The following is an 8,549-nucleotide window of genomic DNA, read 5'->3' on the forward strand; positions in this document are numbered from 1 at the left end:
GAAGCAGAATTGCAAAATGCTTCAAAATACATTCAGATACTCGCCAAAAAAGCTATGGTAAGTTTATAAATTTAGTTATTATGTTATTCACTTAGGATTTTACGATTTTTCGATGCGCTCGATAGTAATTATAATTTTGACATTTATTTGCTCAGCATTAACTTATGCAAACGAAATTAATATTTCCACGACCACCAAGAATGGAAATACTACTTTTTATCTGCAAGCTGGCGCATTTAATTTAGAAAAAGATGCAAAGCAACGTCAAAAAGAATTATCTTCACTTGTAAGCGAACCGGTTGAAATTAAGAATCTATCCGATAAAAAACTTTATCTGATACAAATAGGCCCCATTAGCGATTACCTTACCGCTCGAGATTTGCAGAATAAGCTATCCCAAAAAATCAGTGCAAAGAAAAATCAACAAAGTGAAAATTATGTAACCCAACCGACTCCATCTGAGTCCCCAGACAACCCAACAGAAACACAACCGCAGAATGGTAAACTATGGAATTTAAGGAACGCTGATATTAGAGCTGTTATTGCTGAGGTATCACGAGTTACAGGGAAAAACTTTGTCATTGATCCCCGAGTGCAAGGGAAAATATCGATCGTATCGTCAACACCAATGAACAACAATGAGCTTTATCAAGTATTCCTTTCAGTCTTACAAGTCTCAGGCTATGCCGCTATACCCAGTGGTGCAATCATTAAAATTATTCCCAATATTGATGCGAAAACACAATCCCCAGATATTTTAAGCGGAATAAAACACCCCCCTAGAGGCGACGACATGATGGTGGCGGTAGTCCCTGTTCATTATGTTCCCTCTGAGCAATTAGTTCCCGTTTTGCGACCATTAATGCCGCAATGGAGCAGTATCTCTGCTTACGCTCCTTCAAATATGCTTATTTTATCAGGAAGAGCAAACAACATTCGTAGTCTTGCAGACATCATCAAACAAGTAGATAACTCATCTGCTAACGGCATTGATATAGTTCATTTAAGGCACTCATTAGCAATGGATATTGCTGCTACTTTAAAAGATCTTGTTAAAACGCAACCCAATATGGGAGGAACACGAACTCAACTAACTATAGCAGCTGATGACCGTTCCAATTCTCTATTAGTTAGCGGTTCCAAAACAGACAGAATACGCCTTAGAATGTTGATATTAAAGTTAGATAAAGAAAATTCTGAAGGGCTTAACTCCAATACGCAAGTGGTATATCTAAATTATCTAAGAGCTGAAGATTTGGTACCCATCCTCGCCGGTATTGCTCAGGCAAATTTCAGTGGTAATGTTGGAACAACCATTGGCACGATTACTCGCCCCATATTAGATAGCACAAATCCTGCTTCCAATCTTGCCAGTAACTCAAATGAACAAGGTTCCACTGCCACGTCTACGTCTCTTTATTCAACAGGCTCAGGTAGTGGCGGCAGTTCATCGTTAACTGCATCAGGAGCTACTGCAAACACTACGACTACCACAACCCAAAATGAAGGAACAACGAAACCCACCGTACAAATTATTGCTGAGCCCAATACAAACTCAATCATTCTTAATGCACCCGCATCGGTAATTCGTATTCTGAAAAGAGTGATTGCGCAACTGGATATTAAACCAGCCCAACTACTCATCGAAGCATTAGTCGCAGAAATTAATCAATCGGATATCAATGACTTGGGTATTGAATGGGGAAGTGATCAACAAACAGGAAGACCAGAAACCTTTAGACCAGGCTTTGCTATAATTAATAGCAGTACTAGACTTGATGATTTTCAAGCCCAAATATATGCTTTAGCACGAGAGAATAAAGCGAATATTTTATCAACACCTTCAGTTGTAGTTCTTGATAACCGCCAAGCTAAGATATTAGTTGGTAAACAGGTTTCGATAGCATCCACCACCCAACCTGCAAATGCCGGAGGTACAACAAATAATGGCGTCCCATTTACCACATTCGATCGGGTTAACGTTGCATTACATCTCTATGTGAGACCACAAATCACACGCGGAAATGGAATCCAGCTGCAAATCGATCAAGGAAACGACACGCTGGATCCACCCGTTGTTGCTCCGAACTCAACAACCCCAACATTTAGAATCAGTAGTATCGTTACTTCGGTTCATGTTGAAAGTGGTGACATAGTAGTTTTGGGAGGTTTGACTCAAGATAGTCTGGGTAATGACAATAACCGTTTACCCGTTTTGGGAGATATACCGGGTGTGGGTCGCTTATTCAAACGAAATATAAATTCTCGTGAAAAACGTGTACTAATGGTTTTCATTAAACCCATTATTTTGCGTAATGAACGAGATAGTATGCATATGACGAGTGAAAAATATAATAATGTACGCCAATTCGAGCTTGATTGGTTGAAATCTCAAGATGCCTTTGTACAAAGCAATAACGCAACGGTATTACCTGCTTTGAAACGAGCCGAATTACCTAAACCGTTTAATCGTCCACCTTTGTTAGTTACGAGATAGACCTTGGAAAATGAAGAGAAATCACTAAAGATCCCATACAGTTTTGCAAAAAACCATGGGATTGTTGTAGCCAATGAAATGAGTGATAACCAAGCTCTTGTTTATTATTTACCTAATACTTCATTGCAATCTCTTGCCGAAATAAAACGTTTATTACAATGTGAATTTACTTTAAAACAAGTCGATGAATCTGCTTTTCAGCAACATTTAGCTCATGTGTATCAATCTAAATCATCTATATTAGAAGCCGCTGGAGGTATGGAAGAAGATATGGATCTTTCACTGTTGGCGAGTCAATTGCCAGTAAGCGAAGATTTGTTAGAAAATCAAGATGATGCACCAATAATTCGTTTGTTAAATGCGTTGTTTACACAAGCAATAAAACAAAAAGCCTCTGATATTCATATTGAAACCTATGAAGATCGAGTACTTGTACGTAATCGAATCGACGGTGTTTTGCATGAGGTTTTAGAAATTCAGCGCGCTATAGCTCCTTTAGTAATTTCTAGAGTCAAAGTGATGGCCAAACTGGATATTGCAGAAAAGCGTATTCCACAAGATGGTCGTATTTCTCTACGCATTGGTGGTCATAATATTGACGTTCGGGTTTCTACCCTTCCCTCAAATCATGGTGAGCGCGTGGTGTTGAGGATTTTAGACAAACAAGCGGCTCAATTGGATTTAAATTTGTTAGGTATGCCTAAACCTACAGTAAAAAGCATGCGAAAAATGATCGCAGAGCCTCATGGCATTATTTTAGTTACTGGGCCAACCGGATCAGGGAAAACTACTTCTTTATATGCCATGTTAACTGAACTAAATCAAGTGACACGCAATATTCTTACTATTGAAGATCCCATAGAATATGATCTTGAAGGAATCGGACAAACACAGGTTAATACCAAAGTGCAAATGACCTTTGCTAAAGGTTTAAGAGCCATCCTTAGACAAGACCCAGATGTAGTCATGATAGGAGAAATTCGGGATTTGGAAACTGCAGAAATTGCAGTTCAAGCCAGCCTTACAGGACACTTAGTGTTATCTACCTTACATACCAATAGTGCATTGGGCGCTCTAACTCGCTTACGTGATATGGGAGTTGAATCCTTTCTTTTATCCTCAAGTATCGTTGGTCTTATTGCTCAACGACTGGTTAGAAGATTATGCCCTCAATGCAAAACCCCCCATCAATTAAGAGATGATGAAAAAGAACTTATGGGACTTACAGCCGACTCAGACATTTCAAAAGTTTTTGAGCCTAAAGGTTGTGACTTCTGCAATCACCTCGGCTATAAGGGCAGAACTGGAATTTACGAACTGATTACTGTCGATGAAGTACTCAGAGGAATGATTCATCGTCATGAAAATTTACAGACAATGGAAAATTACTTACGCCCTACTACACCAAGTATTCGTGATGATGGATTTAAACGAGTACTTGCCGGTGATACATCTCTTGCCGAAATTCTTCGAGTAACAACCCAAAATTAATCCTTTGAACCGGTCAAATCTTAAAATATATACCCATTATGTGCTTAATATACACATTTTTGGCATTAATAATACTATTTTAATCTTTTTTGTGTATAATATGTTTACTTTTTATACAATGAAATTGTGTAAAAGAAAAAGTCATATTATAAGCCAGGAGAATTAAACTATGGTATCTGGAAAGCAAAGAGAATATTTTCACGATAAAACTAACAAAGCTCTAAGGGAATTAAAAGGCGTTAGCACTACTATTGATTTTCATGTTCCCTTTTTTAAGAAACCTCATTCAATTGTGGTACCCAAACTTGACCCAATTGATTCCTTTGATACTTGGTTAAATAATGTAAGTAATATATTTAAAACCATGCTGTATCTTGCAGAAGCAGCTACGTTTAAAACGTTAGAAGATCACCAACAAATTTCAGACTATTTTCCCATCCATGGTTTTCTTCTCGATGCATTAGCATCAATAATATATGAAATAGCAGAGTGGATGCCTAAGAAAATTGATGATCGAGATATAGAAATGGACACTATCCCCCCTAAAGCAATATAGTACACGCTCTGGCTCGAATAAAGTTATCTATCCAGGAAATAGGAGTTATTAAATAATAGCTATGGACACTACTTAGATAACAACGGGTTAGAGTGTTCTTTAATTTTTTAAAACTCGTTTCTATAAAGCAGTATAAAACTCCTTTGAAAATCAAATGTTAATGGTTACTATATAAGATAGCTTCGATACCATATGAAACAGCTTATGATAATATGGCATGAAGTTACTTTTAATGAATAGGATGTGTTGCCAAATAAAAAGGGAGTGTTATGCGGCTTTGGATTAGAGGATTTATGTGTTTCAGTTTATATGCATTAGTATCCTGTACTGTTTCGCTACCTCAACAAAGCCAAATTAAAAATATAAAAACCGTTCCCAATATGGAACACTCCATTAAAAAAAGTTTAGATAAAAAAGAGATTTTTTCAAAAGGCAACTGGCCAAACAAACAATGGTGGTTATCTTATAATACTCCTGAACTCAACACCTTAGTTACAGAAGCTTTGGCGAATAATCCTTCAATTCATGAAATCAAAAGTCGCATCGAAGTCGCTAAGCAACAAGCCATTGTTACACGCTCGCTATTGGCCCCTCTAGTTTATTTTAATGCACGTGAAACGCGACAATATGTAAGTGAAAACGGTTTATATCGCGCATTCAATCATACATTTCCTTTAAACGCCAGACTCTTAGACCTTTCGCTTTCATTCACTTATGAATTCGATTTTTGGGGAAAAAACCGTAATCTTTTTTATGCGGCTTTAGGAGAAGCAAAAGTTCGCGAGGCGGAAGCTGCAGAAGTGGAGTTAATTACAAGTACTGCAATTGCACAAGCTTTTTTCGCATATAAAACGAATCTGATCCGAAAAAATTTATATACCCAGTTAATTGAAGTACGACAAAAAATTGCAAAATTACAAAACTTAATGGTAAAAAAAGGACTTTCTTCAGAATTACCTGCCTTAGAAACTTCGGAAAAACTACTCGAATCACAAAAATTACTTTCCAGTATCACAGATGAATTAACAGCCAATAAGCACCTGATTAATACTTTAGCAGGACGTGGACCAGAGGATCATTTGTTGATTAAATCCACTCTTCCCTCATTACCTAAGACTCTGAATATTCCCAAAATACTGCCATTGGATTTCTTAGCACGCAGACCTGATCTAATGGCGCAAATTTGGAGAGCCAAAGCTTTAGCCTATAAAACGGGGGCCGCCATGGCAGAATATTATCCTGATATCAATCTCGCTGGTCTGATTGGGCTGGAAAGCACAAGTTGGAGAAAGTTGCTTGATTTATCGAGTGGCACCGCTTTGATTAGACCCGCCTTACAATTACCTATTTTCACTGCGGGAGCAATTAAAGCCAATATCAATGCAACTAAGGCACAATTTGATGCGGCAATAGACGCATACAATAATTTACTCTTATTCAGTACTCAAGAAGTTCTTGATGTATTAGCTTTCGCTCAGGATGTCTATCAGCAAAAATTAGAACAAAAACAAGTAGTGCAATATGCAAAGCAGCGTTATCAATTAAGTTCTTTGCGCCAAAAAAAGGGCTTAGATAGTTTATTTGATCTTTATTTTTTACAAGAAGAAGTGATTCAAAAAGAGCTTGTAGATGTTACTCTACTTTATAACCAATACTTAGCCTCTATAAAATTAACCAGAGCTTTGGGAGGAGGTTACTATCAAAATACGATACCGTTGGTGAAAAACTCATGAAAAAAGAACGATCCACCTCTTTTTATTTTACAGTTATTCTTATCGCTCTATTTATTTTCCTTTTTTTGTATTGGCTTTTTGTGTGGAGAAACCAAGTTTATACCAATGATGCCTATGTACAAGGGAATCAAGTCTACATCAAATCGTTACGCCCAGGATTCGTTACCGGTATCTATACTGACGATAGTTTTCTGGTAAAAAAAGGACAGCTCCTTGTTACATTAAATGAAACAGATTCACATATTGCTTTGGAAAAGGCGAAAAAGAAACTTGCCAGTACAGTTCGTGATATATCCCAGGCATTTCATGATGTGTTTATACTGGCTGCAGACATTGAAATGAAAAAAGCGCAACTTTTAAAAGCACAACAAAACCTTAAACATCGTCGTGATGTTATTGGGGCTAAAGGAGTTTCCTTAGAAGATTATCAAAATGCACAAGATGATCTAAAAGCCTCCGTTGCCTCATTAAAAAGTACTCAAAATAAGTATCAAAAAATGCTGGCCTTTGTACAAGGCACATCCATTACGGAGCATCCATCGGTACAAGCAGCTGCGCAAGAAGTACGCGATGCATGGGTACAATTATATAGAACTAAAATTTATGCCCCCGTAGATGGACTGGTAGCACAAAGAACAATTCAAGTAGGGATGTGGATTTCTCCTAAAGAACCACTGATGTCTATTATTCCCCTGGATCAGATATGGGTAAATGCGAATTATAAAGAAACCCAAATGAAAAAGGTGCGCATTGGACAAAGTGTTAAGTTAACTTCTGATCTTTACGGTTCTGATGTTGTATTTCATGGAAAAATTGTTGGTTTGCCCGGAGGTGCGGGTAATGCTTTTTCACTGTTACCGCCTGAAAACCTCTCAGGAAACTGGATTAAAATCGTTCAAAGGTTACCTGTTCGAATTGCGTTAGTACAAGATGAGCTCATGAAACATCCTCTGCGAATTGGTCTTTCTTTAGAGGTAACTACAGATCTTTCTGATCAAAATGGGCCCTTAGTTCCCACTACAAATTCAAACTCACCGCATTATGTTACTGATATTTTCCATAAAGAAGAAACAGGCGATGAAAAACTCATAACGGATATTATTAAGAGTAATTTAGATCCTAATCTTAAGAAGTATGCCAATTCACCTCTAATTATAAATAAAATCGACATAAATGAGATGAGTAAATAATGATTCTCTATATTTTACTCTTATCACTTGCTGCAGTAATATTTAATCTTACTTTACCAATAATGGCCGGTCTATATATTGTAAGTGATCTGGGCGGCAGTCCCTATATGACTTCGTATACAGTCAGTTTTTTTTGTATTGGGAATCTTTTGGGTGTACCTTTAGGAAAACCCGCTGTAACACGATTAAGTCCTATTCAGCTTTTTGTTGTCTGTCTCAGTCTAACCGCATTATGTTCGTGGGGATGCGCAACTGCGAGTGATTTCTTTACGTTTATCTTATTCAGGTTTTTAGAAGGTGTTGCTTCCGGACCAATGTTTCTTTTGATTACATATACGCTTATCCCTTTGCTCTCTACGAATAAAGATAAAGTTTATATTGTTTCTTTAGTTTTAATTTGTCTTTCCATAATCCCTGTAATCGGTGCTTCATATGGGGCTTGGATTGCCTACAGCTACCATTGGCGATTCCTTTTTTTCTCTAATATACCTTTATGTATTTTTTTAATTTTTTATGTTGGCTTTGGTTATAGAAAATATCACGAGCCGGTAAAAAAGATATATTTTGATAAACTTGGATATTTTTACTATTGCATCAGCATGATTTTTATTGGAACAGCTTTAACTACTGGCCAAGAGCTAGATTGGTTTCGTTCTTCTTTAATTAATTTTTTGCTTATTTCAGGTGTAATCAGTCTTATTTTTTTTATTTTACGTAGTTGGTCAGCTAAGCATCCAGTCATTGATTTGAAATTACTTAAAAATTTTTATTTTTCATTTGCAATGATTTATATCGCATTATTTTTCGCACTGTATTTTGGCATGGTGATCTTATTGTCTTTATGGCTTAAACTGTATGTTAATTACACTCCTGATTGGATTGCCCTCATCATAGGTACTATGGCATTTTGTGGGTGGATTCCCGTACTCATCAATAAAAGGCGGTATGAACCATTTGTTGACAGGGGTATAAAACCGCGGAAATATGGCGCAGGCTTAAATTGATCAAAGTACGCGCAAAGTACACACTTTGATCTGACATTTACCTTAAAGCTAAAATGGGGGCTCCTCTCTAAAGATATC

At 37.0% G+C, this 8,549-nt stretch carries 6 protein-coding genes; all 6 read left to right on the forward strand.

Going from position 1 to position 8,549, the window contains the following annotated elements; genetic code table 11:
* Positions 1–112: 112 nt before the first annotated feature.
* On the forward strand, positions 113–2,497 hold the full coding sequence (lspD, locus tag ACWTEW_RS15625) for a GspD family T2SS secretin variant LspD (RefSeq protein ID WP_454782577.1): 2,385 nt from the start codon (positions 113–115) through the stop codon (positions 2,495–2,497).
* 3 nt (positions 2,498–2,500) lie between these two features.
* The gene (lspE, locus tag ACWTEW_RS15630; protein ID WP_454782578.1) at positions 2,501–3,988 is read left to right on the forward strand and encodes a GspE family T2SS ATPase variant LspE; all 1,488 of its coding nucleotides are present in this window, start codon (positions 2,501–2,503) and stop codon (positions 3,986–3,988) included.
* A gap of 169 nt (positions 3,989–4,157) precedes the next feature.
* Positions 4,158–4,544 carry a hypothetical protein gene (locus ACWTEW_RS15635; RefSeq protein ID WP_454782579.1) on the forward strand — a complete coding sequence of 129 codons (387 nt, stop codon included), beginning with the start codon at positions 4,158–4,160 and terminating at the stop codon, positions 4,542–4,544.
* A 269-nt stretch (positions 4,545–4,813) separates the two neighbouring features.
* Positions 4,814–6,277 (forward strand): efflux transporter outer membrane subunit, encoded by a 1,464-nt coding sequence (locus ACWTEW_RS15640; RefSeq protein WP_454782580.1) that lies wholly within the window; start codon positions 4,814–4,816, stop codon positions 6,275–6,277.
* Entirely contained in the window at positions 6,274–7,467 is a 1,194-nt protein-coding gene (locus tag ACWTEW_RS15645) for an HlyD family secretion protein (RefSeq protein WP_454782581.1), read from the forward strand. Before ACWTEW_RS15640 ends, ACWTEW_RS15645 begins: the two co-directional genes overlap by 4 nt.
* Positions 7,467–8,471 carry an MFS transporter gene (locus ACWTEW_RS15650; protein WP_454782582.1) on the forward strand — a complete coding sequence of 335 codons (1,005 nt, stop codon included), beginning with the start codon at positions 7,467–7,469 and terminating at the stop codon, positions 8,469–8,471. The genes ACWTEW_RS15645 and ACWTEW_RS15650 overlap by 1 nt, the downstream gene beginning before the upstream one ends.
* The last annotated feature ends 78 nt before the right edge of the window (positions 8,472–8,549 follow it).

The sequence above is a fragment of the Legionella stuttgartensis genome (assembly GCF_977063405.2).